Annotated in this window: 26 protein-coding genes; 18 read left to right on the forward strand and 8 right to left on the reverse strand. The window is 43.3% G+C overall.

What is annotated here, in order from left to right:
• Nucleotides 1–138: 138 nt before the first annotated feature.
• From porW to ZOBGAL_RS08490, 16 genes are all read left to right on the forward strand, one after another.
• Nucleotides 139–2,691, forward strand: coding sequence for a type IX secretion system periplasmic lipoprotein PorW/SprE (porW, locus tag ZOBGAL_RS08410; protein ID WP_013993134.1), 2,553 nt, complete (start codon nt 139–141; stop codon nt 2,689–2,691).
• Between the two features lie 3 nt (nt 2,692–2,694).
• Nucleotides 2,695–3,135 carry a bactofilin family protein gene (locus ZOBGAL_RS08415; RefSeq protein WP_013993135.1) on the forward strand — a complete coding sequence of 147 codons (441 nt, stop codon included), beginning with the start codon at nt 2,695–2,697 and terminating at the stop codon, nt 3,133–3,135.
• The gene (locus ZOBGAL_RS08420; RefSeq protein ID WP_013993136.1) at nt 3,113–3,337 is read left to right on the forward strand and encodes an AtpZ/AtpI family protein; all 225 of its coding nucleotides are present in this window, start codon (nt 3,113–3,115) and stop codon (nt 3,335–3,337) included. Before ZOBGAL_RS08415 ends, ZOBGAL_RS08420 begins: the two co-directional genes overlap by 23 nt.
• 44 nt (nt 3,338–3,381) lie before the next feature.
• Nucleotides 3,382–3,726, forward strand: a complete 345-nt coding sequence (locus tag ZOBGAL_RS24035) for a DUF6168 family protein (RefSeq protein WP_367998105.1) — start codon at nt 3,382–3,384, stop codon at nt 3,724–3,726.
• A gap of 95 nt (nt 3,727–3,821) precedes the next feature.
• Nucleotides 3,822–5,000, forward strand: coding sequence for a F0F1 ATP synthase subunit A (atpB, locus tag ZOBGAL_RS08430; protein WP_046287410.1), 1,179 nt, complete (start codon nt 3,822–3,824; stop codon nt 4,998–5,000).
• 38 nt (nt 5,001–5,038) lie between these two features.
• A complete protein-coding gene (gene atpE, locus ZOBGAL_RS08435) occupies nt 5,039–5,227 on the forward strand; it encodes an ATP synthase F0 subunit C (RefSeq protein WP_013993139.1) in 189 nt (62 codons plus the stop codon).
• A gap of 89 nt (nt 5,228–5,316) precedes the next feature.
• Nucleotides 5,317–5,817 (forward strand): F0F1 ATP synthase subunit B, encoded by a 501-nt coding sequence (locus ZOBGAL_RS08440; RefSeq protein WP_013993140.1) that lies wholly within the window; start codon nt 5,317–5,319, stop codon nt 5,815–5,817.
• Between the two features lie 66 nt (nt 5,818–5,883).
• Nucleotides 5,884–6,423 carry an ATP synthase F1 subunit delta gene (gene atpH / locus ZOBGAL_RS08445; protein ID WP_013993141.1) on the forward strand — a complete coding sequence of 180 codons (540 nt, stop codon included), beginning with the start codon at nt 5,884–5,886 and terminating at the stop codon, nt 6,421–6,423.
• A gap of 55 nt (nt 6,424–6,478) precedes the next feature.
• Nucleotides 6,479–8,059: a F0F1 ATP synthase subunit alpha gene (atpA, locus tag ZOBGAL_RS08450; RefSeq protein WP_013993142.1), complete on the forward strand. Its 1,581-nt coding sequence runs from the start codon at nt 6,479–6,481 to the stop codon at nt 8,057–8,059.
• Nucleotides 8,060–8,141: 82 nt separating this feature from the next.
• Nucleotides 8,142–9,002, forward strand: coding sequence for an ATP synthase F1 subunit gamma (gene atpG / locus ZOBGAL_RS08455; RefSeq protein ID WP_013993143.1), 861 nt, complete (start codon nt 8,142–8,144; stop codon nt 9,000–9,002).
• A gap of 375 nt (nt 9,003–9,377) precedes the next feature.
• Nucleotides 9,378–10,844 (forward strand): lipopolysaccharide biosynthesis protein, encoded by a 1,467-nt coding sequence (locus tag ZOBGAL_RS08465; RefSeq protein WP_046287411.1) that lies wholly within the window; start codon nt 9,378–9,380, stop codon nt 10,842–10,844.
• Between the two features lie 72 nt (nt 10,845–10,916).
• Nucleotides 10,917–11,351 (forward strand): dUTP diphosphatase, encoded by a 435-nt coding sequence (dut, locus tag ZOBGAL_RS08470; RefSeq protein ID WP_013993146.1) that lies wholly within the window; start codon nt 10,917–10,919, stop codon nt 11,349–11,351.
• Between the two features lie 35 nt (nt 11,352–11,386).
• Nucleotides 11,387–12,328 (forward strand): tetratricopeptide repeat protein, encoded by a 942-nt coding sequence (locus ZOBGAL_RS08475; protein ID WP_013993147.1) that lies wholly within the window; start codon nt 11,387–11,389, stop codon nt 12,326–12,328.
• A gap of 15 nt (nt 12,329–12,343) precedes the next feature.
• Entirely contained in the window at nt 12,344–13,138 is a 795-nt protein-coding gene (locus ZOBGAL_RS08480; RefSeq protein WP_013993148.1) for a DUF4292 domain-containing protein, read from the forward strand.
• Complete coding sequence (locus ZOBGAL_RS08485) at nt 13,128–14,357, forward strand: murein hydrolase activator EnvC family protein (protein WP_013993149.1); 1,230 nt, start codon at nt 13,128–13,130, stop codon at nt 14,355–14,357. Before ZOBGAL_RS08480 ends, ZOBGAL_RS08485 begins: the two co-directional genes overlap by 11 nt.
• Nucleotides 14,358–14,364: 7 nt before the next feature.
• A complete protein-coding gene (locus ZOBGAL_RS08490) occupies nt 14,365–15,207 on the forward strand; it encodes an aldo/keto reductase (RefSeq protein ID WP_013993150.1) in 843 nt (280 codons plus the stop codon).
• A gap of 7 nt (nt 15,208–15,214) precedes the next feature.
• On the opposite strand, the gene ZOBGAL_RS08495 is transcribed toward ZOBGAL_RS08490, so the two are convergent.
• Together ZOBGAL_RS08495 and ZOBGAL_RS08500 are read right to left on the reverse strand one after the other, a co-directional pair.
• A complete protein-coding gene (locus tag ZOBGAL_RS08495; protein WP_013993151.1) occupies nt 15,215–15,727 on the reverse strand; it encodes an acyl-CoA thioesterase in 513 nt (170 codons plus the stop codon).
• A 128-nt stretch (nt 15,728–15,855) separates the two neighbouring features.
• Nucleotides 15,856–16,815: an HU domain-containing protein gene (locus tag ZOBGAL_RS08500; RefSeq protein ID WP_013993152.1), complete on the reverse strand. Its 960-nt coding sequence runs from the start codon at nt 16,813–16,815 to the stop codon at nt 15,856–15,858.
• 105 nt (nt 16,816–16,920) lie between these two features.
• Here ZOBGAL_RS08500 and dprA point away from each other — a divergent pair, with 105 nt between their 5' ends.
• The gene (gene dprA / locus ZOBGAL_RS08505) at nt 16,921–18,024 is read left to right on the forward strand and encodes a DNA-processing protein DprA (RefSeq protein WP_013993153.1); all 1,104 of its coding nucleotides are present in this window, start codon (nt 16,921–16,923) and stop codon (nt 18,022–18,024) included.
• A gap of 182 nt (nt 18,025–18,206) precedes the next feature.
• Here the strand turns inward: dprA and trpS are convergent, their stop codons facing one another.
• Nucleotides 18,207–19,175, reverse strand: a complete 969-nt coding sequence (trpS, locus tag ZOBGAL_RS08510) for a tryptophan--tRNA ligase (RefSeq protein WP_013993154.1) — start codon at nt 19,173–19,175, stop codon at nt 18,207–18,209.
• 72 nt (nt 19,176–19,247) lie between these two features.
• Here trpS and ZOBGAL_RS08515 point away from each other — a divergent pair, with 72 nt between their 5' ends.
• The gene (locus ZOBGAL_RS08515; protein WP_013993155.1) at nt 19,248–19,988 is read left to right on the forward strand and encodes a lysophospholipid acyltransferase family protein; all 741 of its coding nucleotides are present in this window, start codon (nt 19,248–19,250) and stop codon (nt 19,986–19,988) included.
• Nucleotides 19,989–20,021: 33 nt separating this feature from the next.
• Here ZOBGAL_RS08515 and ZOBGAL_RS08520 read toward each other — a convergent pair whose 3' ends face one another.
• The 5 genes from ZOBGAL_RS08520 to ZOBGAL_RS08540 all read right to left on the reverse strand — a co-directional run bounded on the left by ZOBGAL_RS08520 (nt 20,022) and on the right by ZOBGAL_RS08540 (nt 24,718).
• Nucleotides 20,022–20,942 carry a YeiH family protein gene (locus ZOBGAL_RS08520; RefSeq protein ID WP_013993156.1) on the reverse strand — a complete coding sequence of 307 codons (921 nt, stop codon included), beginning with the start codon at nt 20,940–20,942 and terminating at the stop codon, nt 20,022–20,024.
• 75 nt (nt 20,943–21,017) lie between these two features.
• Nucleotides 21,018–21,902: a LysR family transcriptional regulator gene (locus tag ZOBGAL_RS08525; RefSeq protein WP_013993157.1), complete on the reverse strand. Its 885-nt coding sequence runs from the start codon at nt 21,900–21,902 to the stop codon at nt 21,018–21,020.
• 70 nt (nt 21,903–21,972) lie between these two features.
• Entirely contained in the window at nt 21,973–23,553 is a 1,581-nt protein-coding gene (locus ZOBGAL_RS08530) for a hypothetical protein (RefSeq protein ID WP_013993158.1), read from the reverse strand.
• Nucleotides 23,554–23,608: 55 nt separating this feature from the next.
• Nucleotides 23,609–24,181, reverse strand: coding sequence for an RNA polymerase sigma factor (locus ZOBGAL_RS08535; RefSeq protein WP_013993159.1), 573 nt, complete (start codon nt 24,179–24,181; stop codon nt 23,609–23,611).
• A gap of 102 nt (nt 24,182–24,283) precedes the next feature.
• A complete protein-coding gene (locus ZOBGAL_RS08540; RefSeq protein ID WP_013993161.1) occupies nt 24,284–24,718 on the reverse strand; it encodes a hypothetical protein in 435 nt (144 codons plus the stop codon).
• Between the last annotated feature and the right edge of the window lie 114 nt (nt 24,719–24,832).

Below are 24,832 nucleotides of genomic sequence, written 5' to 3' on the forward strand. Positions count from 1 at the left end.
TAATAATCCGGTTCTTTTTTAGTTAGAGTTAAGTAAGCAGGTGAACATTATAAAAATCTGCCATTTACACACGGAAAAAGTATGAAAACAGTTTGGGGCAAATTGCATCTGACCATAAACAATGATTGACTTGAGCAGATGAAACTTCACATTAAACTCATCTTATGTACGGTTCTAGGAGGTATCGCGTTAAATTCGTGTTCCACCAAAAAAGACGCGTTCGTGAACCGAAATTGGCACGCGCTCAATACCAAGTACAACACCTTGTACAATGGCAATATTGCCTTTGATGAAGGTAGGGAAGAACTCAACCTGAACTATAAAGATGACTATTGGGAAATACTTCCTATTGAACGTTTGGAGGTTACCGAAGATATCAAGTTAGATTCCGAAGATAACAACCCCAACTTTATCATTGCCGAAGAAAAGGCGACCAAGGCCATACAAAAGCACAGTATGGATATTAAGGATGTGGAGCGCAACCCACAAACCGACGAGGCCTTTTTACTTTTGGGCAAGGCGCGTTATTTTGATCAACGCTATATGCCGGCACTTGAGGCCTTCAACTACATTATAAAGAAATACAACTACAGTGATAAACTGAACGAGGCCCATATCTGGCGCGAGAAGGTCAACATTCGCCTCGAAAACGAGGAACTGGCCATTAAAAACCTAAAGCGGCTTTTGAAATATGAACAGCTCAGCGACCAAGAATATGCCGATACACGGGCTATGATCGCCCAAGCCTACATCAATGAAAAGGTACTTGACACTGCCGTTCAAAACTTAAAGATCGCATCGCACTACACTAAGAAAAACCCAGAAAAAGGGCGTTATTACTACATTATAGGACAATTGTACAATCGGTTGGGCCATAAAGACAGTGCCAATTACGCATTCAATAAGGTAATTGAGCTAAACCGTAGGTCACCAAGGGTCTATATGATCAATGCCGAAATACAGAAGTTGAGAAATACCGAAATTACTTCGGAGAACAGCGAGGAAATATTGGAATACCTGACCGACCTTCAGGAAAATCGTGAGAACCGCCCGTTCTTGGATAAAATTTATCGCCAGATGGCGGAGTACTACCTCGATCGTGAAAACGATAGTTTGGCCGTAGTCTATTTCAACAAGTCGCTACGCGCCACACAGAACGAACCGAAGTTGAACGCGCTCAATTACGAAAACCTGGCCGTCTACCACTTTGATAGAAACGAATATAAATTGGCGGGGGCCTACTACGACAGTGTCGTTAGTAATTTAGAGGAAAACACAAAAAGATATAGGAGGACCAAGAAAAAGCTCGATAACCTTGAAGACGTTATCAAGTATGAGGATATTGCACATCGTACCGACAGTATCATAAGCTTGTACAACCTTCCCCTAGCCGAGCGTACGGCTTATTTTGAAGAGCATATCGCGAAGCTCAAGGCGGCAAAAGAGGCTGCGGCCAAGAAAGAGGAAAGAAGATTGGCGGCCGGTTTTGCCCAGTTTGCAAAGAGCAAAGGCGGAAAAGAGAACAAGGGAAAATTCTATTTCTACAACCTGACCAGTTTGGGCTATGGTAAAAACGACTTTGTTCAGAGATGGGGCAAGAGAACGCTTGAAGACGACTGGCGTTGGAGCGATAAAAGACGAGTCTTGCCACAAGAAGTAGCGGGTAATGCCACGGTTTCGAACGATAGTTTGGGAACGGTTACCGATGAGGAAAACTTTTCTGTGGACTATTATTTGGACCGAGTGCCTACGGATGTAGCAGTGATAGATAGTCTTAAGGGCGAACGAAATTTTGCCAATTATCAACTCGGATTGATCTACAAGGAGAAGTTCAAGGAAAATCTATTGGCGGCCGAAAAACTCGAAAAGGTTTTGGATGCCGATCCTGAGGAGCGTTTAGTGCTTCCTTCCAAATACAACCTGTATAAGATATACGAAGAAGAGGGGAGTCCGCTTTTGGCCTCCATGAAACAAGATATTCTCCAAAACCATGGTGATTCGCGCTATGCCGAAATCATATTAAACCCGAGAGCGGTGCTCGAAGACGATGCCGATAGCCCAGAGGCACGTTATGCGGCCCTATATCGCCTATATCGACAGCAAGAATACTTGAAGACCATTACGGGAGCCGAAGAGAATATAGAAAAGTACACGGGAGACCCCATAGTTCCCAAGTTCGAAATGTTGAAGGCCAACGCCATCGGAAGGCTTAACGGTTTTAAGGCGTTTGAAGAGGCCCTCAACTATGTGGCATTGACCTATCCTAACAATCCGGAAGGGAAAAAAGCGGAGACCATGGTAGCCGAACAACTTCCTAAACTAGCGGTAAAGGAATTTTCTACCGAACTAGGTTCAACCGGAACGGGTAATTGGAAAGTGGTATTTCCCTTTAGAAGAAGTAATGATGAAATAGCCAAAAGGGTAAAGAAAGAATTAGAAGACGCCATTATCGATTTGAGGTACAAGAACAAGGTTTCAAAAGATATTTATACTTTAGAAGACCAATTCGTCGTCGTACATGGCTTTAAATCTAAAGATTACGCCCTCGGTTTTGCCGAGCTTATAAAATTTAACAAGGATTACCGTATTGAGAATGAGAATTTTGTAATTTTATCTACCAATTATAAAATTATTCAAGTACATAAAAACTTACAAGAGTATAAAAGTCAAATTTTAACCCCAAAACCATAAACAATGTTTTCTGATAACAAAAAACCAAGAACTATGAACGAAATAGGCGCACAACCCAATAGGATCTCCAAGCACACAAAAATTAAAGGGGATATCGAATCTGAAGCTGATTTTAGAATTGACGGTAAATTAGACGGCAACGTAAAGACAACAGGTAAGGTTGTTATTGGTAAAGATGGCTACATCCATGGTAAGGTAGAGTGTGTCAATGCCGACATAGAGGGAAGCTTCAACGGAGAGCTTTTGGTGTCGGACCTATTGTCGCTTAAGTCTTCGGCAGTAATAGAAGGTACAGTGTCGGTAACCAAGTTGGCGGTAGAGCCCGGTGCTACTTTTAACGCGTCTTGTACCATGAAAGGTAAAGGGGGGAGCTTGAACAGTAGTACTTCCTCTGGGTTTAAGTCGCCGCTAAGCAAAAACAATGAAGCAGCAAAAGCCTCGTGATAATTCCAATTTAATACGAACAGCGGCCGGTTTTTCGGGCATTGCCATACAAATGGGGGCAACCATCTATTTAGGCAATCTTTTGGGGGCCTGGTTAGATGTAAAGTTTGAAAAAACGTTTTTAGAAGATACAATTACTTTACTTGCCGTATTTTTGTCGATGTATATCGTCATCAAAAAAGTGATGACATTAAATAAGTAGCATTGGTCAAACAATTAGTACAATATATAGTCGTGTTCATTTTGGTGGGCACGGCTTCTTTTTTTCTTCATCAATTTTTATTGGCAGATGACAATTCGGGTTTCAATACCCTGCTTCAAAAAGCCTATATTTTTCATTTCATTTTCTCTTTATCGGTGATTATAGCCTTTCGTCTACTCTCCAAAAGCGAAAAAATCTTCGTTCAATTGGGTTTTGTTTATATCGGCCTTTTGGTTTTTAAAATTGCCGCATATACTGCAATGTGCTACCCGCAACTGATGGGAGATGAGCATTTACCCAGATTTTATAGAGCTTCACTTTTGATTCCAGTGTTTGTTTTTTTGTGCCTAGAGGTCTTTTTTGTTTCAAAAATTTTGCAACGCGAATAGTTTCAAAATTTTAAAGGACAAAAATGGTTTGTATTACGGCAAGATTACCTACTTTTGCGCAAAATTTCAGGAGCATAATTTTTTGATAAAAAATAATGAAGGAAGTTTCAAAAATGATCAGAACACTAGTATTACTTTGTACACTATGCATTTCTCTTCAGGGTTTTGCATTCTCCGAGGGAGGTGATCAAGGAGCGGTAGACACAAAAGATGAGGTAGGTGAATATATCCAACACCACATTAAAGACGCTCATGACTTTCACTTGTTTTCATACACAAGTGATAATGGGGAGCGTAAGCACGTTGGTTTTCCTTTGCCGGTCATCCTTTGGTCGAGCAACGGATTGGTAACTTTCATGTCTTCTGAATTTCATCATGACGATGCCGGTAAGGTCGTTGTCGAGAAAGGTGGTTCTAAATTTGTAAAACTTCACAGTAAAATATATGAACTGAACCCAGGAGCTTCCGAAGTTCAGTTTGATGAGCATCACCATGCGAAAAATGCCGCCAAAGTCCTTGACTTTTCAATAACCAAAAGTGTTTTTGGAATATTGTTGGTGGGTCTTCTTATGCTTTGGGGATTCTCTTCATTGGCAAAACAATACGCCAGTAAAAAAGTACCTACCGGTTTTGGTAGGGTATTGGAGCCATTGGTAATCTATGTTAGGGATGAGATCGCCAAGCCGAACATCGGCGAGAAAAAATATCGCAAATTCACAGGTTACCTGTTGACCGTGTTTTTCTTTATATGGATCTTGAACCTTTTAGGTTTGACGCCATTAGGTTTTAACGTAACGGGCCAGTTGGCCGTAACCGCTGCCTTGGCAATTTTTACTTTGGTCATTTATACCTTTAGCGGAAACAAGGATTACTGGATGCACATGTTGTGGATGCCAGGGGTTCCTGTTTTGATCAGACCGGTTCTTGCGATTATAGAACTGGCCGGTGCTTTTTTGATCAAGCCGTTTTCATTGTTGGTACGTTTGTTCGCGAACATATCTGCAGGTCACATTGTAGTAATGAGTTTGATCGCCATCATGTTTACGCTTAAGGAAAGCTTAGGTGTAGTCGGGGCAACAGGGCTATCATTGGTGTTGTCGTTTTTCATTACGCTTATTGAAGTATTGGTCGCCTTTTTACAGGCCTATATTTTTACTATGTTGTCAGCCTTGTTTATTGGTATGGCCGTTGCTGAGCACGATCACGATCATGAGCACGATGCTACAGGACATGAGATTCCAGACGCGGAAGACGTTCGAGGGGATTTCATCTAAAAGAGAGTTTTTTAATTTAATTATATAAATCAATTACTATGTACAACTTAATTGGAGCTGGTTTAATCGTAATCGGAGCAGGTATCGGTCTTGGTCAAATTGGTGGTAAAGCAATGGAAGGTATTGCCCGTCAGCCAGAAGCAACCGGAAAAATACAAACTGCGATGATTATCATTGCTGCACTTTTAGAAGGTTTGGCATTCGGTGCCTTGTTCTTAGGAAAATAAGAACTACAAAACCAAAAGACATTCTCCTGCAACGGTTGGTTGCAGGAAATGTTTTTAATCTAGTTTAGAATTTTAAAGTAATATTATATATGGAAACTTTAATAAACGATTTCTCACCAGGCCTTTTCGTAGTTCAGACGATATTATTATTAGGTTTGATATTCCTATTGGTGAAATTTGCCTGGAAACCGATTTTGACTTCATTGAACGAACGTGAAGAAGGAATCAAGGGTGCATTGGACGCCGCTGAAAAAGCCCGTGCCGAAATGCAGAACCTTCAGGCCGATAACGATAAGTTGTTGAAGGAAGCCCGTGCGGAGCGCGAGGCAATGTTGAAGGAAGCCCGTGAGATTAAAGAGAAAATGATCGCGGATTCTAAGGAGCAGGCCAAGGTGGAAGGCGACAAAATGTTGAAGCAGGCCCAAGCCGCTATCGAGAGTGAGAAGAAAGCCGCTGTAGCCGACATCAAAAACCAAGTGGCCGAACTTTCTGTAGAGATTGCAGAGAAGGTGTTGAAAGAGCAACTATCCAACAAAGACCAGCAATTGAAATTGGTGGAAAGTATGTTGGGCGATGTTAAATTGAATTAAGTAGCTATATTGCTTTTTGTTGTGCCGATGAAGGTCTGCCGACAGAACAATAAAACAAAATAAAAAATGAGCGATTCTAGAGCAGCAATACGTTACGCAAAGGCGGTTTTAGACCTAGCGGTACAGAACAAGGCCACGGATGCAGTCGAGAAAGACATGCGTTCGGTTGTGGCAACGATTGCCGATAGTAAAGAGTTGAGAGCCATGTTGGCCAGCCCTGTAGTGAACGGGGAGACCAAAAAGAAAGCCTTGGCGGCCGTGTTCGACGGTAGTGACCAGATTACCTTGGGTTTGATCAATACACTTGCCGCGAACAAACGGATATCTATTTTGAACGAGGTTGCCTTAAAGTACATCATTCTTAACGAAGATTTAAAAGGTGAGGGTGTTGCGTATGTTACCACAGCCGTTCCTTTAAGCGCCGACCTTGAGAAGAAGGTGCTTAAGCAATTAGCTCAGATTACCGGTAATGAGGTAACCATCGAAAACAAAATCGATGAAAGTATTATTGGAGGATTTGTTTTACGTGTTGGCGATTTGCAGTATGATGCCAGCATTTCTAATAAATTGAATAATTTAAAAAGAGAGTTTTCAAGTAGTTTATAATAATAACTAGGACTTGAGGTGAATTTCTTAAGTTCCATGTCTTATATCTATAAAAATGGCAGGAGTAAAAGCCGCTGAGGTATCAGCAATTTTAAAGAAACAATTATCAGGATTTGAAGCCACCGCCACATTGGACGAGGTGGGAACAGTACTACAGGTTGGTGATGGTATCGCCAGGGTCTACGGTCTATCAAACGCCCAATACGGCGAATTGGTGGAATTCGAAGGCGGCCTTGAAGGAATTGTTCTTAACCTTGAAGAAGATAACGTTGGTGTGGTGCTCTTAGGACACTCCAAGGCTATTGGAGAAGGTGCTACCGTAAAACGTACACAACGAATTGCTTCTATCAAAGTAGGTGAAGGTATCGTTGGCCGTGTGGTAGATACCCTAGGTACTCCTATAGACGGTAAGGGACCTATCGCTGGTGAAACTTACGAAATGCCATTGGAGCGTAAGGCACCCGGTGTTATCTTTAGGGAGCCGGTAACCGAGCCTATGCAATCCGGTATTAAGGCAATCGATGCCATGATCCCTGTGGGACGTGGTCAAAGGGAGCTTGTAATTGGTGACCGTCAAACAGGTAAGACTACCGTTTGTATCGATACCATTTTGAACCAAAAAGAATTTTACGATGCTGGTGAACCAGTATATTGTATCTATGTTGCTATTGGCCAAAAAGCTTCTACCGTTGCTGCAATTGCGCAAACTTTAGAAGATAAAGGGGCCATGGCATATACTACCATTGTTGCCGCGAATGCTTCCGACCCTGCGCCAATGCAGGTTTATGCTCCTTTTGCAGGTGCATCTATCGGTGAGTATTTCCGTGACACTGGCCGTCCTGCTTTGATCATCTATGATGATTTGTCAAAACAGGCCGTAGCCTACCGTGAGGTATCCCTTCTTTTGAGAAGACCACCAGGACGTGAGGCTTACCCAGGTGACGTTTTCTACCTTCACTCTAGATTGTTGGAGCGTGCCGCTAAGGTCATCAACGATGATAAGATCGCGCAGAACATGAACGATTTACCTGATGTGTTGAAGCCCATGGTAAAAGGTGGTGGTTCTTTAACGGCCCTTCCTATTATCGAAACCCAGGCAGGTGACGTTTCTGCCTATATTCCTACGAATGTAATCTCGATTACCGACGGACAGATTTTCTTGGAGCAAGATTTATTCAACCAAGGGGTAAGACCAGCGATCAACGTGGGTATTTCGGTATCTCGTGTGGGTGGTAATGCGCAGATCAAATCAATGAAAAAGGTGGCAGGTACATTGAAATTGGATCAAGCCCAGTTCCGTGAATTGGAAGCTTTTGCCAAGTTCGGTTCCGATTTGGACGCCGCTACGTTGAACGTTATTGAAAAAGGACGTCGTAACGTTGAGATCTTGAAGCAGGCCCAAAACGATCCTTATACCGTTGAAAACCAAATCGCGATCATCTATGCAGGTTCTAAAAACTTGTTACGTGATGTTCCCGTAGAAAAGGTAAAGGAATTCGAAAGGGATTATTTGGAATTCTTGAACGCTAAGCACAGGGATGTATTGGATACCTTAAAGTCCGGTAAACTTACCGATGAGGTAACCGATACCTTGACTGCTGTGGCCAAAGACCTTTCTGGTAAATATAAGAGTTAAATAAGTACTGAGTACTGAGTGGCAGGCACAAAGTGTTATCCTCAAAATAACACTTTGTACCGCTTACTAAATACTGAATCAAATGGCGAACTTAAAGGAAATACGAAACAGAATAGCATCGGTATCATCGACCATGCAGATTACCAGTGCCATGAAAATGGTATCGGCTGCAAAGTTGAAGAAAGCACAAGACGCCATTACTGCAATGCGACCTTATGCCGATAAGCTTACCGAGTTGTTACAAGGTCTAAGTGCAAGTTTAGATGCCGATTCTGGTAGTAAATATGCCGATAATAGAGAGGTGAAGAAAGTTTTGGTAGTAGCTATTACTTCCAATAGGGGCTTGGCCGGTGCCTTTAACTCTAATATCTTAAAACAGTGTACGGTTTTGATTAACGAAACCTATGCCGGTAAAGAGGTTGATTTTGTTGCCATTGGTAAGAAGGCCAACGATTTCCTGACCAAAAGATCTAAAGTAATTGCCAATCATAGTAGCCTTTACGAAGATTTGACATTCGATAAGGTATCGGTTATTGCCGAAGATTTAATGGAGCAATTCACTTCAGGTAATTATGATCGTATCGATATCGTATATAACAAATTCAAGAATGCCGCTACGCAGATTGTAATGACCGAGCAGTTTTTGCCGATCGTTCCTATGGCCGGTGCGGAAAACTTGAGCACCGACTACGTTTTTGAGCCATCAAAAATGGAAATCGTAGAGCAGTTGATACCTAAGTCGTTAAAGACACAATTGTACAAAGGTATTCGTGATTCCTTTGCCAGTGAGCACGGGGCCCGAATGACAGCAATGCACAAGGCTACCGATAACGCTACGGAATTGAGGGACCAATTGAAATTAACTTATAATAAGGCTAGACAGGCTGCCATTACCAACGAGATCTTAGAGATCGTAGGTGGTGCGGAAGCCTTGAACAATTAGGCTTAACCATTGCTTTGACCTCGTCGGAGTAAATGATAGATATAAGAAGAACCCCCACAGTCATGTGGGGGTTCTTTTTTTATATGGGGCCGTAGCGAACTCGCCACGTGAAACTGCGGTGTCGTTCGTTACGGTTTAGAGCCCTGTAATATTCCATCTAATATCTATTTTAAAGACCAAACGGGTTCTTTTTTCATTGCATGGGGCTTGGTTGTGCAGAGCTTGTTAAAGGGCGGGATACGGCCCCCTTTTGGTTTATTTCGCCTCCCTTTCAACCAAAAAAAGCCGCCGTTGTTAAAAAGAAATCCATCCGTGTTTAACTTCACTTTGCTAGATGCCTTTAAATAGGTACTTTTGGATATAAATGCAGCTCTATTGAATCCGCTTAAAAAATTGTTCAAGCAAACGGCTATCTACGGTCTGGCCACTGTATTGCCCAGAATGATTTCCTTCTTTTTGGTCAGGGTGCATACCGATGCCATGCCCCCGGAAATATATGGCGAGCTAGCAGTGATTTTTGCCTATTTCGCCATGTTCAATGTGGTCTTGGCCTATGGAATGGAAACGGCGTTTTTTAGGTTTTACAGCAAATCGGACGATAAAGAGACGGTAATTTCTACCTCCTTGATTTCTATTTTGGCCTCCACTATGCTCTTTATGGTGGTTTCCCTGATTTTTCAAGACGGAATGGCCCGGCTTTTGAGCATAGATCCAAAGTACATTAAGTACGTGGTGTTCATCCTTTCTTTAGATGCCTTGGTCATTATACCCTTTGCGTGGTTGAGGGCCAATGAAAGGCCGTTAAGGTATGCCGTGGTCAAGATTTTGAACGTGGTCATCAATTTTGGGCTCAATGTGTTCTTCTTACTGCTGTTACCGGGTATTGCCGCAAGTAATCCAGATGGACTTCTAGCCGCCTTGTACAGGCCCAATTTTCAAATTTCGTATATCATCATAGCCAACCTTTGCGCCAGTGGCGTTACGCTCTTATTGATGCTGAAACCCTATTTGATCAGTCGCTATACTTTTGATGACAAGCTTTGGAAGCAAATGATGAAATATGCGATTCCCGTACTGATTGCGGGCGTGGCCTTCACCATTAACGAAGTTTTTGATAGGGTAATGCTCGAAGCGCTCTTGCCTGAGGAAATTGCCAATAAAGAGGTGGGCATGTACAACGCCTGTGTAAAGCTAGCCTTGTTCATGACCTTGTTTTCTACTGCCTTCCGTATGGGGATAGAGCCGTTCTTTTTTAGTCATGCGGGTACGGCAAACCCGCAAAAGGCCTATGCGCAGATCACCAATTATTTTGTGGTATTGGGTAGTGTGATCTTATTGGGGGTCGTCGTTTTCGCCGATGTACTCAAGGTGCTTTTTGTTAAAAACCCGGCGTATTGGGAAGCCATGTCCGTCGTGCCTATCATACTTTTGGCCAGTTTCTTTCTTGGAATCTACCACAACCTATCGGTTTGGTACAAGGTGACCGATAAAACACGCTACGGAGCGTTTATTTCTGTTTTCGGGGCACTTATAACCATCGTCGTAAACTATATTTTTATCCCTTATATCGGTTATATGGCCAGTGCCATTGCAACGCTCATGGCCTATGGTAGTATGATGGTGCTATCGTACTATTTGGGAAAATCGCGCTATCCGGTGCCGTACAATTTTAGAAAAATTGTTTTCTATCTGGGGGTTTCCATTCTCTTTTCTATACTGTCCTTTTATATTTTCGATAGGAACTTAATTGTGGGGAGTATCTTATTTTTGTTGTTCCTGGGGTTGGTGTATAAGCTTGAAAAGGATACATTGACACAGATTTTCCTTAGACAGAAGAATTAAATCTGCCTTCAGGCATCGGACGTAGATGGCAATGGGCGGATAAGACCAATAGTTGACATTCAAAAACACAGTATGCAAATAAAGATCATCAACAAATCGCAGCACGAACTTCCCCATTACGAAACGGGAGCGTCTGCGGGAATGGACCTAAGAGCCAATATTTCCGAATCGGTAACGTTACAACCTCTAGGGCGCGCCATTATTAAAACGGGACTATTTATAGAGCTTCCGGTCGGTTTTGAGGCCCAAGTGAGGCCAAGGAGTGGCTTGGCCGCTAAAAAAGGAATTACCGTATTGAATGCCCCGGGCACGGTAGATGCCGACTATCGTGGTGAAATTGGTGTGATCTTGGTCAACCTTTCCAACGAAAGCTTTACCGTGGAAAATGGTGAACGTATCGCGCAATTGGTAATTGCCAAACACGAACGCGCCGAATGGGAGGAAGTAAAAGAATTATCGGAAACCGCCAGAGGTGAGGGTGGATTCGGAAGTACCGGTGTTAAATAGGCAAGGGCTAACATAGTATTTACCTTGGGTATCAAATGAAAACGAGACAGCTTATATTGCTATTTGTAGGGGGATTTTTTTGGGTCTCCCTATTGGCGTATGCCCAAGAAACGCCCACTATAGATGAAAACCAGAGTGCCGAAGTTTTTTTGGAGGATTATTCGGACGACTTTCAAGAGAAATTTTTTGAAGCCCTGAAGCAAAAGGGTATCGAGAACTATGATAGGGCCATTAATCTCATGCTCGAGTGCAAACAGCTCGACGCCGAAAACGATGTGGTAGACCATGAGCTCGCAAAGCTCTATTTAAAGGAAAAACAATATCCTGTGGCCGAAGAGTATGCCTTGGCCGCACTTTTGGCCCGGCCCGACAATCCTTGGTATGTCGATACTTACGTTGATATCGCGTTGAAGCAGCAAAAATCCGTAGATTCCTCAAGGGAGCAATTGCCTTTTGACAATGTAAAATTTAAGGAAAACCTCGCCCTGATTTTCTTCAGGAAGGGAAGGGCCAAGGAGGCACAGTCCGTTTTAAAGGAAACACCTAAGTCTAGTTTTACCCAACAGCTTTCCATAAAAGTGGCCGATTTAATCGAGGCACAGGAAGCCGCGGCCAGCAAAAGTTCCTTTACCTTCTCCAATGACGGCGGTTCTGAATCGGGGTCTTTTGAGCAATATAGAAGCCGTATTCAAGGAATGCTTCAAACCAAGAATTACCTCGCCTTAGACCGGGTTGCGGCCGAAGCCTTGGAAAGTTATCCTTCGCAACCTTATTTTTATTACGCCCAAGGACTTGCCCTAAACAGGAAAGGAAGGGCACGCGAAGCCATTGAAACGCTTGAAGCGGGACTTGATTACTTGGTGGGCGATATCTCCCTGGCCAACAAATTTTATCAAGAGCTGTCCGATGCTTATAATTCCATTAACAATTCAGTCAAGGCAAATATGTATCTTCGTAAGATAAAATCCGGGTTTTAAACTGTTACAAAAATTATGGCCTTACCATTGCGAATTGTCTTGCGCTTGATGGCGCTTGTTGTACTATCCCTTTCTCTTTCCTGTAAGTCGAACAAGGTTTTGGCAGATGGAAAGGTCGATGGCAATCTTTCGGCGAAGGCCATAGTTAAAAACCATTATGCCAATACTACCGATTTCAATACCTTGAGCGGTAAAATGCGTATTGATTATTCCGACGGTGAATCGACACAAGGGGTTTCGGTTAGCTTGCGTATGGAAAAGGACAAGGCCATTTGGATGAGTGCCCCCTTGGGCATGGTCAAGGCTTATATTACCCCGGGAAGGGTTACTTTCTACAACAAACTGCAGAACGAGTATTTTGATGGTGATTTTGCTTATTTGAGCAAGTTCTTAGGTACTGAACTCGATTTTGAGCAGGTGCAGAACCTTCTAATGGGCCAGGCCCTTTTTAACCTTAAAGAAGCAAAGTACGATGCTACCGTGGTTAATGGTGATTATCAGTTGAAGCCTAAAAAAGCCATGGAATTGTTCAAGGTCGTTTTTCAGATAGAACCGAAAAACTTTAAGATGGCCTCACAACAGCTCTCGCAACCCTTAAAGAAAAGATTGCTGCAGGTCAACTATACCGATTATCAAAAAATAGGAAAATATATTCTTCCCCAACGTATTGCCGTTGCGGCCATAGAGGGTGCCGACCGAAATACGGTAGATATCGAATATCGCAATATCGAATTTGACCAACCCATGAACTTTCCATATAAAATACCGAAAGGTTTTAAAGAAATCACACTAACTGACGATGCGCGGTAATAAGTACTTTCTTGTTATTTTTCTTGGTTTCTGTTTATTTGGATGGAGCACGCTTTGTGCCCAAAGCGAAGAGCAGGAGGCCTTAGAGGCCAAACGCGAACAGTTGCAAAAGGAAATAGAGCAGATCAATTACTTGCTTTTTGACCAAAAGAAGAAAAAAGGCAATGTTCTCGATCAAATGGAAGCCCTTGACAATAAGATAAAGGTGCGCCAAAAGCTTATCGATGTTACCAATCAACAATCGAATTTGCTGAACAAGAAAATCAATGATAATATTCGTGTCATTACCAAATTGAGGGAAGAATTGGAAGCGCTCAAGGATGATTACGCCATGATGATACAAAAGGGGTATCAGAGTAAGATCCAGCAGAGTAAATTAATGTTCCTTCTTTCCTCCGAAAATTTTTATCAAGCCTTTAAGCGGATGCAGTATATCAAGCAATACACCGAGTTTAGGCGTAAACAGGGGGAGAAAATTGTGGTCAAGACCGAAGAGTTGGGCAAGCTTAATGCGGGACTTACCATACAACGAAAAGAAAAGGAACGTTTGGTGGCCGAGAACTTGAAGGCAAAGAAGGCCATGACTGCCGAAAAGAAGGCCCACCAAGAACTTTTGGGGTCTATTCGTAAGAGTGAGACCAAATATGCGGCCCAAATACGCGATAAACAAAATCAAGCCAAGCAAATCGATCGTCAAATCGAACGTTTGATCCGTGAGGCCATCGCCGCGTCGAACAAAGACAGCGGAAAGAAAAGTGATGATCCGAGTAAATTCTTATTGACGCCGGAGGCCGCTATTGTTGCCAATAGTTTTACCGCCAATAAGGGCCGTTTGATATGGCCGGTGGAGAAAGGGTTTAAGAGCCAAGGTTTCGGTGTTTATGCCGATGCCATTTACCCGGGAATAAAACACCAGAGTAACGGGGTCATCATAACTACCGACCAAGGGGCGAAGGCGAGGGCTATTTTTAGGGGAGAGGTTATAGCCATTCTGTCTATACCGGGGGGGAATAAGGCCGTGCAATTGAAGCATGGTAACTTTATCAGTACCTATTATAACCTTTCCAAACTCTATGTTAAGAAGGGAGATCGCGTTGAAGCCAAAACCGAATTGGGCGAGATTTATACCAATCGGTCTAACGGACAGACCAAATTGAAGTTTTACTTACACCAGAACACTTCCAAGCTCAATCCAGAGGAGTGGGTGTATCAATTATAGGAATGATATGAAGAAGATAACAGACTTACAGGGCACATTTGCATTAAACAATGGGGTAGAAATCCCTTATTTAGGCTTGGGAACGTATTTGGCCGATAATGACCAAGATGTGGTTGATGCGGTTAAAACGGCTTTGAACCTGGGTTATAGACATATTGATACTGCCGCAATATATAAAAATGAAGAGGGGGTTGGCAAGGGAATTCGGCAAAGTAATGTCGCGCGCGAAGAGGTGTTCTTGGTGTCTAAGGTATGGAATGCCGATCAGGGCTATGAAAGCACTTTAAAGGCTTTTGAGGCGAGTTTGGAGCGTCTGGGGGTAGAATACCTCGATTTGTATCTAATTCATTGGCCAGTGGCCGGAAAATACAAGGATACTTGGCGTGCCATGGAGAAGTTGTACCGCGAAAAGCGTATTCGGGCGATCGGTGTGAGCAACTTTTTACGACATCACCTAGAAGACTTGCTTGAAACGGCCGAAATTGTCCCAATGGTCAATCAAATGGAATTCCATCCATATTTGGTGCAACAAGACCTGATCGATTTTTGCAATGACAAGGGGGTTCAGTACGAATCTTGGTCGCCTTTTATGCACGGAAAGGTCTTTGATGCAAAGTCCGATGTCTTTGATGGGCTGACCGGCAAATACAATAAATCCATTGCACAGATTATTTTGCGCTACAATCTACAGAAGGGCATAGTGGTAATTCCGAAATCGATACATGAAAATAGGATCAAGTCCAATGCCGATATTTTCGACTTTGAACTTACTCATTCGGATATCAACTATCTAGATAGTCTCGATAAAGGTGAGCGCACCGGACCCGATCCCGACAATTTCGATTTTTAAAGAAGGGTTATTCCATGAACAATGCCTTTAGTTCGGTGGCATCGTGAGGTTTCATTTTTCCAGCCAAGACAAGGCTTAATTGCTTTCTGCGCAAAGCGCCATCGTAGCGTTCTTGCTCGAGCTGGGTCTCGGGTTGTAAAGGGGGCACTACCGTAGGCCTTCCGGTATCGTCAACGGCTACAAAGGTGTATATGGCTTCGTTTGCCTTTGATTTTTCACCTGTAAAACGATCTTCCATCCACACATCGATATAAACCTCCATAGAGGTCTTAAAAGCCCGTGAAACTGCTGCTTCTACCGTGAGAACGCTTCCTACGGGCACGGATTGGTTAAAGGCTACATGGTTCACCGAAGCGGTAACCGTAATACGACGGCTATGGCGACGAGCGGCTATACTTGCGGCACGGTCCATTCGGGCCAATAATTCGCCTCCAAAGAGATTGTTAAGGGGGTTGGTCTCACTGGGGAGTACCATATCGGTCAGTATCGTTCTAGAATCGCTGGGATTTTTAGCCTGCATAAATCAATTTTTTGTCAAAGATACTTTTTTTAATGGGCTCCATAGCAGAACCTTTTCGCCTTGGGCAAGTTGAAAAAAAGATGGACTATTGAACGTTTTAGGCGTAAAACCGTAAGTCTAAAGGAATGTTAGTGGCTTGATTTTAACCAAGCATCCTTTTGGGTAAGCTTGATTTCACGAAGGGCCATTAACGCTTTGTTCGGGTCGGTAAAGCTGTCGTAGGCCACCAAGTACAGGCCGAACGGATTCGTTCCTATATAAGATGGATTGTATCCCTTCTGCTTTAATTCCTCTATTTTTCTGTCGGCGTTGGTACGGTATCGGAATGCCCCGGCAATAATGTGGTGCATGCGTTTCTCCGCTTTATCGGCCGCTTCTTTTTTGGAAGTTTTAAGCGTAATCGTGGGTAGTTCTAATGGTTGTGCATCAAAGAATGTGGCTTCTTGAATGCGTTTTGAAACCTGTTCTTGGGCTTCTTCGCGAGCTAACTGTTGGTTGTTCGCGTTAGATTTGTAAAACTGAAATCCTGTAACGCCCAATGTTAAGGCAATCAAAGCGACCGCAGCATACTTTAAGTATGGGCGAAGGGTCAGGGTTTCCCGCTTTTCCGGTGTAAATGCCAAAGGAATGCTTTCCTCCAACTGAGACACTTCTTCTTTTAAGACCTCTCGGGTTACCGGTGCGGAAACAAAAGAGGACATTCCGAAGGAAGAGGTCAGGTAGTTGACATTTCCGGAGGGTTGAAACTGTATTTTATTTTCTGAGCTGAACCAAAGGGTTCCGATATCGGCCAATTGCAATTGACCGCCTTTTTTTAATTCCGCTTTCCACTCGGTCACAATTTCGTTGACCTGCCCGAGCATTTCCTCAAAGGAAATATTTTGTGCCTCGGCAGCGTATGAAACCAAAAGGCCGTCATTAGACAATAACTGTTGGTTGAATGAAACGGTTTTTACTGGAGGGTAAAAAGTATTGGTGCTCTCATGTATGACAGCAGATTTCTGTTCGGTTAAAAAAGCACCGAAGCCTGGCACAACTACACAGTTGTACCTGTACATTAACTCAGATATATAGCGTTCTAATCCCATATGACGCAAATATGGAAAAAATTATAGGGTAAGACTAGAGTCCACCTCACTTTTTATTAACATTATAATTTGTGTATTTTGTGGATAACTTTGATGCTAGTATAAATGATTACAGATGAATTGCTTGCGATTTTGCGCTTACAAAGTGTTCCGAAAATTGGAGATGTAACCATTAAAAAGCTTATTGAGCATTGTGGTAGTGCCCAAGCCGTTTTTGAGGAAAAACGACACCATCTCTTAAAGATCGATGGTATTGGCACACATATCTTAAAAGGTTTGCACGATGGGGAACATCAAGAAGCCGCAGAACGCGAATATGGTTATATCCAAAAGAACCAGATTGGTTTTTCGTATTTTAAAGATGCCGATTATCCCAGCTATCTAAAGCACTGTATCGATAGTCCGGTATTGCTCTACAAAAGAGGTAATATTAATTTGGAGGGCCGAAGGCTTATCAGTATTGTGGGCACTCGTAAGATTACAAGTTATGGCACTGCCTTCTGTGAAAAGTTTATTGAGGAAATAGCGCCCTTGAATCCCGTTATCGTAAGTGGTTTTGCCTACGGGGTGGATATTACCGCGCAAAAGGCCGCCATCAAACATGGTTTGCAAACCATAGGATGTCTGGCCCATGGCCTCAACCAAATCTATCCCGAAGCCCATAGCAAGTATGTCAGTGATGTAGAGAAGAATGGAGGGTTTTACACCGAATTTCGCAGTACGACCCGGCCCGATAGGGAGAATTTTTTAAAACGAAACCGCATTATCGCCGGTATGACGGAAGCTACGGTGGTCATTGAATCGGCCGAAAGAGGGGGGAGTTTGGTCACGGCCGATATTGCCAACAGTTATAATCGCGAGGTCTTTGCCGTACCGGGAAGGGCGCAGGACAAGTACAGTTCGGGTTGTAACAATCTTATAAAACAGCAAAAGGCACATATACTCACTTCCGCTGCCGATTTGGTATATCTCCTAGGATGGGATGTGGCCGAGAAAGAAACCAAGCCCGTTCAAAAACAGCTCTTCGTGGATCTTGAGCCTGACGAACAATCGATATATGATTATTTACAAAAGAATGGAAAGCAATTGCTCGATAGTATTGCCTTGGAATGTCGCTTACCTGTCTTTAAGGCTTCTTCTACTTTGTTAAATATGGAAATGAAGGGCGTTGTGCGTCCTTTGCCCGGAAAATTGTTCGAAGCGATTTAACAAAACCGGAAGCTGTGATGATGGGTCAACCGACCAACGAGTCTGTAAAGTTGGTGTATGCCGGTGCTGTATCGGTATAAATGACGGTTATCGATAAAAAACCTCCCCAAGACGAAAGGTTTATGAATATGGGGAAGACCGTATAAAAACAAAACCGACCCTGAGGTCGGTTTTGTTAAATTTTAGTATCCTAGTTTTTCACGTACTCTTTGAAGTACCCCATCGGCTACTTTGCCGGCTTTTTCCGCGCCGATCGCCAATGCTTCGTCTACTTCTTGGGTGTTGTTCATGTAGTACTCGTATTTTTCCCGGGCATCGCCAAATTTGTTGACAATGACTTCGTAAAGCGCTTGTTTGGCATGGCCGTACCCGTAGTTCCCCGCAAGGTAGTTGGCACTCATTTCTTCAATTTGTTCTTGAGTGGCCAGTAATTTGTACAGGGCGAATACATTGTCTTTCGTTGGGTCTTTTGGGTCTTCCATGGGGGTGCTGTCGGTCTGTATGCCCATGATCTGTTTCCTCAGCTTTTTATCGGTCTGGAAAAGGTTGATCAAGTTGCCCCTGCTCTTGCTCATTTTTTCTCCGTCGGTTCCAGGAACGTACATGGTGGTCTCTTGTACCTTTCCTTCAGGAAGTACGAAGGTTTCTCCCAATTGGGCATGAAAACGCGAAGCCACGTCGCGGGTAATTTCAATATGCTGCATTTGGTCTTTTCCTACCGGAACGATATTGGCATCGTACAGAAGAATATCGGCGGCCATCAACATCGGATAGGTAAAGAGTCCGGCATTGACATCCTCTAGGCGGTCCGCCTTGTCTTTGAACGAATGTGCCAAGGTCAATCGTTGATATGGAAAGAAACAGCTTAGGTACCAAGAGAGCTCGGTGGTCTGTGGGACATCGCTCTGACGGTAAAAAACGGTCTTTTCAATATCCAGTCCGAAAGCCAGCCAAGTAGAAGCTATGGCATAGGTGTTTTTTCGAAGTTCTTCCGCATTTTTGATCTGTGTGAGCGAATGTAGGTCCGCAATGAACAAAAACGATTCGTTCTTTGGGTCCTGCGCCATGTCTATTGCGGGCATAATAGCGCCCAAAATGTTTCCTAGGTGCGGAATGCCCGTACTCTGTATTCCTGTTAAGATTCTAGCCATTTGTCGATTTTCAAAGGAGCACAAAGATAAAAGAAATCGATTATACCTGATAAAATTGTTACTTTTGATTTTATGCCCAGATTAGTTAAAAAAATTGGCTACACCTTGTACCGTATTTGGTTCTATATTTTGGTAGCCCTACCCATCTTCTTGTTTTTTCCTTTTTTATTGTTGACCACCTTGTCGCAAAAATGGTATCCGTACTTTTTTTGGTTGGCCAGAAACCTGTGGGCCTTGCCCATTTTGTACGGTATGGGTTGCCCGCCAAAAGTATATTGGGATGAAAGATTGGAGCGGGGAAAGAGTTATATGCTCGTTGCCAACCATACCAGTATGTTAGATATTATGCTGATGCTTTACATCAGTAAAAACCCTTTTGTTTTTGTGGGGAAGAAAGAGCTGGCGAAAATTCCAGTTTTCGGGTTTTTCTATAAGCGGGTCTGTATTATGGTAGATCGGGGCGATGCGAGGAGCAGAACCGCCGTTTATCGACGGGCACAAAAGAGGTTGAACCAAGGCTTGAGCATCTGTATTTTTCCTGAAGGGGGAGTGCCCGATGATGAAAGTGTCCTATTGGACAACTTTAAGGATGGGGCCTTTAAAATGGCCATAGCCCATACGATTCCTGTCGTTCCGATGACCTTCTACGATAACAAAAAGCGATTTTCTTTCTCTTTTTTCAGTGGAGGACCGGGAAGAATCCGTGCCAAAGTGCACTCATTTTACAAAACCGAGAACCTTTCCGAAGACGACAAGGCGGGCCTAAGGGAGAAAGTACGAACGGTTATCTTGAAAGAACTGCAAACAAGATAACCGTTATAGCCTGTAATATCGCCCCTCTTGCCTTTAATATAGGATATAGAGCAATGAGAGTGCCGAAATGAAGACCCAGAGTAATACGGCCAAGACCATAGGCCTTGTTCCCGTGGCGCGTAAATCTTCAATAGAAAGGGTAGAGCCTACTAAAAACAGGGTTAGTATCAAAAGTTTTTTGGAAATGGAGACGATGGTCAAACTTGCCATGGCCGGAATAAGCTGATAACTGTTTACGATTATAGCCCCTATAAAAAGCAAGATGAAGTAAGGCATTTTTACTTTTTCACCCTTGGTCTTAAAAACGAGCATAGACAATATGGATAAAGGTACGATCCAGAGCATACGGGAGAGCTTAACGGTTGTGGCGGTCCGCAATGCCTCGTCACCGTAGCCTATGGAAGCACCGATAACCGAACTCGTATCGTGAATGGCTACGGCACACCATAGTCCGAATTGATGTTGGCTCAGGTGAAGATAGTGGCCTATGGCCGGAAAGACGAAAAGGGCTATGGAGTTAAGTAGGAATACAACGGCCAATGCAATGCTAATGGCCTTGCTTTTGGCATTGATCACCGGTGAGATGGCCGCAATGGCGCTACCACCGCAAACTGAGGTTCCTGATGTGATAAGGTGGCCTAATTTTTTGTCTAGTTTTAGTGCTTTCGTCAGCAGGAAGCCGAGGCCTACCGTCAAGGTGATCGATAAAAAAGTCAGCATAAAACCTTCCTTGCCCGTTTCTAGGGTCTCTTTGATGAACATGCCAAAACCGAGCCCAACTACCGAAACCTTGAGAAACGAGTGAATGGCCTTGTGGCAGTATGCCTTGAACGGATTGTTGAAAAACAGGGTAAACCCGAAACCGAGCAGTAGGGCGGTTGGACTATTGACCCACCCACTAAAAACGATAAGGGCCATTAGGAGAAACGTAATTTTCGCGATTCTATCTTTCATATCATTTTTCTTTTACGATACAAAAGTAGGGTCAGCAAATTACTTTTAAGCAATTTAAAATACTATGTGAAATAACTAAAAGTTATAATTGCTTCGGGCGAACTTTTCAAAATAGTCCATTACCTGAGACTGGTAACCGGTTCTGGAAACAAAGTAGAACCAGCGTTCTATGGTAAGGTTTTTAATATCTATGATCTTAAGTTTGTTGGTGACCAGGTCTTCGTGAATGGCGCTAATGGAAAGCAAGGCGAAGGCATCGGAGTTGTTGAGGTAGTTTTTTATGGCTTCCGTGCTGTTCAGGGTCACTACATTGTTCAGTTTTTTGATATAGACCGACTTTAAGGCATCATAAATAATCTCTCGTGTTCCCGAACCCATTTCGCGTTCTATGATCGGTAGTTGTTCTAAGGTGTCTACGCTTATGGCACTTTGTTTGATGCCGTTGTTCTTGGCGTTCGTGACAAGTACGATTTCGTCTTTTATAAACTTTTTATAGTGTAGTTTACGATTGGTGTTATTTCCTTCGGTAATCCCAAAATCCAATTGTTGGTTTAAGATATATTCCTCTATTTCTTCAGAGTTGCCGCTTTTAATATCAAAATTGGTACGTGGGTGCTGTGTTCTGAAGCGGGCAATTATTTTGGGAACGATATGATTGACCAAAGTAGTACTGGCGCCAAACTGGATCATTTCGGGGATGTGTTCCTTTTGATAGAGAAATTGATTCTCCATTTCCGCATGTATGTCCAATATTCTATTGGTATACAATAAAAAGGCCTTGCCTTCTTCGGTGAGTTCTATGGAATTCCGCTTGCGAAGAAAAAGGGTGGTTTTGTACTCTTCTTCAATACTGCGAATGGCTTTTGAAACCGCTGGTTGCGATATGAACAATTGTTCAGAGGCCTTTGTAAAGCTCAGATGGTTCGCTGCTGCCTTGAAAATTTGGAATTTTTGCTTCATCAGTCGTTCAAATTTTTGATGCTGTTCTAGTGCGAAAGGCTTTACGTTTCCTTCCTGTCGATGAGCGGAATTAAAACATAAAATTCAGGCCGCTGTAAACCCCTACCGAGAAGGGTCTGAAATCTCCGGAAACATTCGAAAACGTGTTCAATTGGTATTTGAAAACGGGTTCGATGTTCAATCGTATTTTGGGAGTGAATTTATAGTTTACCCCAAAACCCACATTGGTGCTGAAATTGACCGAGTTTACGTTGTTGGCTTCACCGATTTCGGTGGTGAGGTCTCCTGAGGAAAGCGAGATTGAATTGTCGATCAAAAACAACGAACTTACACCGCCCAATAGGTTTAGTCCTAGCTTTCGGTCGATTAGGGCGTACTCTAGCTCTAAGGGCACCTCCAGATACCCGAATTGCTGCGCCATCGACCCGTTGCGTAGACCTCCGGGCTTTTCCGTGAGCCCTGGGGAAGGAGCAAAGGAATTGTCGGAAACCTCATAATTTTTAATGTTGGCAGTCTCGCTTTGTAAGACTACGTTTTTCGAAGTGCCGGAATATGATATGTTTTTCAATAAGTCTGAGGCGACGGCCTGTAGGGTGCCGGAAAATTCCACGCCCTGGGTGTCGTAACCGTAATCGACCTTGTTGACGCCGGAACGGACCCTTAGCTTGTCGTTGACGGCATAGGCTATTGAGAGGCCGTAGCTCATATTGGTGCTGCCCGATTTTGAATTGGAGCTGAAAATGGCGTTTACGGGCGATCCGTTGCCTAAGGCGTCATAGTACACTGGGGCTATATTCGGCCCAAGGGACCAGCGGCTTTCCCCGTCGTTGTTTGCAATTTCCTCTTCAGGGTCGATTTCATCAAAAATGGACTTCTTTTCAGTAATGTCTTCTTGATTTTCGGGGATGTTCGGCGATTCGTCTTCGATAGCATTCTGTACTATGCCTTCGGAGGGTTTAAGACCAATAGGATCTGGATGTTTTTCTTGGTCTTGGTCGATAGGGGATGTTGCCCCTTCTTTTCCATCGTCCGAAGCGTATGTATCCTGACCGGTAGAGGGGCTGCCTGCAAGGGCATTTTCCGCTTCGGGGTTTATTAGGTTATTGTCGCTAGCTTCCTTCTTGGCGTTGTAGGGCTCCTGTGTTTTGTCTTTACTTGGGTTTCCGGCCTCGGTTAGTTCCGAAGGGGCAATTCTATTGGTTTTTGAATTTTTAGAACGATTGGTATTTTCTTTGGGAAGGGTGTTTAACTTGTGTTCTACATCCTGATCATGGGCGGTGTTTTCTACGTCGCCTTCTTCCGAACCGGAATCGTTTTGTGTATGGGTTATCGCATTTTCATTGCTGATGGACGATTCCTGAAAGTCCTTGTCTTCACCTTGTTTTATTCCTTCGGTCTGTTTGTTGTCGTGGGTTTTGGTGTCGGTGATACTGCCTTCGGCATCGGTCGGGGTGGAAAAGAGGTTTATTGCCAGCACTACACCGGTTAAGATGGCTGCCGCTCCACCCAGTTTCCACCAGATGGGAATGACCCTTTTCTTCTTTTTCTTGTTCAAGGAAGCTTCGATGGTATTCCAGACTTTTTTGTCCGGCACTTCGCCGAAGTCTCGAAACTTCTCTTGGAACAGTTCGTCTATATTTTTTTTATTCATTATTCAATGCCTTAGGTACAAGGTTTTTTCTTTTGATGTAATAGTTTTTCATCGGTCAGGTGCATATTTGCAATAGCAAGGGAAGCAACATTCCAATGATGGCTTTATTTTTAGACGTGGCTATTTTTTCTCTAAGTAGGTTGCGGGCACGGGCCAGGTTACTTTTTGATGTGCCTGGCGAGGTACCTAAGAGCTCACTTATTTCTTTATGGGTATATCCGTCGAGGACATAAAGGTTAAATGTTAACCGGTATTTATCCGGCAGTTCTTGTATGTGTTTCAGCAAGGTGTCCAAGCTTAGGCTTTCATAGTCGTTTTCATCGTCCGTATCGATTTTCTCGGCGTATTCCGTCACCAAGGAAAGGGGTTCTTCTTTTCGGTATTTTTGTAAAACGGTATTTACGGTAACGCGCTTAAGCCATCCTTCAAAAGAGCCTTTATTCTTGAATTGGCCGATTTTTTCATAGATGACCATAAAACTGTCATGCAGGTTGTCTTCGGCTTCTGTACGGTTACGCGAATACTTCAGGCAGATACCGAACAATACCCGTGAATAATCACGGTACAATTGTTCCTGTGCCTGTCTGTTTCCTTTTTTACAGTTATGTATGAGTTCTTCAAGACTCAAGGTCGCATCATTTTACAAGGTGTTCTTGGGGTTATACATGCCTTTAAAACCGATTTTATGGGTTTTGTGCAAAGCACATACGGTTCCTTAGGTTAAAGATAATTAAGGTTTCTGGCTTACAGGCACTTCTATTTCTAAAAATTCAGGTTCACCTTGATCATCGTTCCCCTTGTAGAACTTAAAAACATAGGGTTTGTCATAAAGCACTTCAAATTGAAACGAATCTTGAACTTCGTCATCTACCGTATTGCATTTTTCTTTGTCTAAAATAATACCTACTGCCGAGACGGTTCTGATCTGGGTCGAATCGGTAAACGAACGGCTTACGTCAAAACGGTCGACCAAGGTACAATCGTCAGGTCTTAAGATTTTGACATCTATGCTGTATACACGCCCGAGTTCAAAAGTGTCCGGCAAGCTGGCGCCCGTTATTTCCAAGGGGGCGTACTGAAAGTTGGTCCCGTCGTCGTCAAGACTGCAGGAGGCAATCGCTAGGGTGAAAGCTATGGTAAGTAGCTTTAGATATATTCTCTTCATGTGGTTTTGATTTTTACATATAAGATGAAAAAAGGGCGCTAGGGTTGCGTAGTTTACCACATAAAGGCTGAAAAAGAATACGCCTTAAAGAAAGGGTTGACAACCATTCTTTAA

It is taken from the genome of Zobellia galactanivorans, assembly GCF_000973105.1.
In the GTDB taxonomy this organism is placed as follows: domain Bacteria; phylum Bacteroidota; class Bacteroidia; order Flavobacteriales; family Flavobacteriaceae; genus Zobellia; species Zobellia galactanivorans.